Origin of the sequence: Burkholderia sp. E168m23, from assembly GCF_016586125.1 — a bacterium.
Taxonomy (GTDB): Bacteria; Pseudomonadota; Gammaproteobacteria; order Burkholderiales; family Burkholderiaceae; genus Burkholderia; species Burkholderia orbicola.
The window spans coordinates 1-1800 of the sequence record NZ_BCPP01001188.1 but is presented as its reverse complement, the minus strand read 5'-3'; the positions used below and the strand labels follow the sequence as shown (position 1 = coordinate 1800).

Genomic DNA, 1800 nt, shown 5'->3' with positions numbered 1-1800 from the left:
CAGCTTGCGGTCGTGGAAGAACAGCCGGAGGCTCGCCTCGGTAGAGACCTTGAAGAGCCGCCGCAGCTTTTCGGTGGGCAGCTCGGCCGCGGCGACGGCCGCGCGCACGTCCGTCTCGATTTCGCGCAGGCAGTTCGCGCAGATCATCTCGCCGATCGCCTGCTTCGACTCGAAGAACTTGTAGATATAGGCCTTCGAGAAGCCGATCGCCTTCGCGAGGTCCGACACGGTCGTCTTTTCATAGCCGTACCGGCTGAAGTGCTCGGTGGCGGCGGCCACGATCTGGTCGCGGACGTCGTGGTCGGCCGGGCCGCGCGCGGGCGCCGGGGAAGGGTCGATTTTTTTCATGGGCTGCAGCTGACGGGAATGGACAACGAGTGACTATTTGGTATTATAGTCACCACCGGATTCTTGCCAAAACCCTCATGCTACCCAAACCCATCGTTGCCGCGGCGCTGGCCGCCATCTTGTCGGCGGGGTGTGCCGTCGGTCCCGACTATGCGCGGCCGGACGTGGCGATGCCGCGGCAGTTCCAGGGGCAGCGCGCCGTGGATCAGCGCCACGCGGCGGCCGACGCCGATCTCGCGACGTGGTGGACGGGCTTCGGCGATCCGCAATTGACGCGCTACATCACGCTGGCGCTCGCGCAGAACCTCGATCTTGCGCAGGCCGCGGCGCGCGTCGCGCAGGCACGCGCGGGGCTCGGCGCGGCGAATGCGGCGCTGCTGCCGTCCGGCAATGTGAGCGGCCAGGCCGCACGCGTCTACCAGTCGGTCGAAACGCCGTTGGGGCAGGTGTTGAATGCGACGCCCGGTTTCGACCGTCATGGCAACGACTACGAGGCCGATTTCAACGCGAGCTGGGAGCTGGATATATTCGGCGGATTGCGCCGCGGCCGCGAAGCGGCGCTCGCCGACTATCAGGCCTCCGAAGCGGCGGCGGTCGCGACGCGGCTCGCCGTCGCCGCGCAAACGGCGGATACCTACATCACGATTCGCGGGTTGCAGGGCCGGCTCGAGGTCGCGCGGCACCAGGTGCAGACCGAGCAGGATCTGCTGTCGACCCTCAACCTGCTCTATGGAAAGGGCCTCGCGGCGGAGCTTCAGGTGCGGCAGGCCGAAGGCGCGCTCGCGCAGGTTCGTGCCACGGTGCCGGTGCTCGAAGCGGCGCTGGACGCGGCGATGAATGCGCTCGACGTGATGCTCGGCGCGCAGCCCGGCACACATCGCGCGGAATTGCTCGACGGCGGCGAGGTACCGGTCGCGCCGCGGATCGCGGCGACCGGCACGCCCGGCGAACTGCTGCGGCGCCGGCCCGACCTGATCGCCGCCGAGCGGCGCGTGGCGGCGTCGAATGCACGCATCGGCGTGGCGATCGCCGAGTATTACCCGAAGTTCTCGCTGGGCGGGTTGATCGGCAGCGCGACGACGATGGGCGCGGGCAACCTGTTTGCCGGCGGCGCGAACCAGGCTGCGGGCGTGCTCGGCTTGCGCTGGCGTCTGTTCGATTTCGGCCGGATCAATGCGCAGATCGCGCAGGCCAAAGGGCAGGATGCCGAAATGCTGGCTGCGTATCGGCTCGCGGCGCTGCATGCGACCGAGGACGTCGAGAATGCGTTCTCCGCGCTCGTCAAGCGTGACGAGCAGGCGGCGATTCTCGGTGACGGCGTGAAGTCGCTCGGCCGCGCGCGGGCCGCGTCGTTCGCGGCTTACCAGAAAGGGGTGGTCAGCCTGATCGAAGTATTGCAGGCGGATGAAAGCCTGCTGCGCGCGTCCGACGAACGCGTGCAGGCGCGAACCG

General features: G+C 68.3%; 2 protein-coding genes. One reads left to right on the top strand and one right to left on the bottom strand.

The genetic code is table 11. The annotated features are described in order from the left end of the window. The coding region (locus tag JMF90_RS35520) for a TetR/AcrR family transcriptional regulator (RefSeq protein WP_201326201.1) at window positions 1–348 on the bottom strand (348 nt) is incomplete at its 3' end. A gap of 77 nt (window positions 349–425) precedes the next feature. Here JMF90_RS35520 and JMF90_RS35515 point away from each other — a divergent pair. Continuing rightward, window positions 426–1800: efflux transporter outer membrane subunit (locus JMF90_RS35515; protein ID WP_201326200.1), on the top strand; the 1375-nt coding region annotated here is incomplete at its 3' end.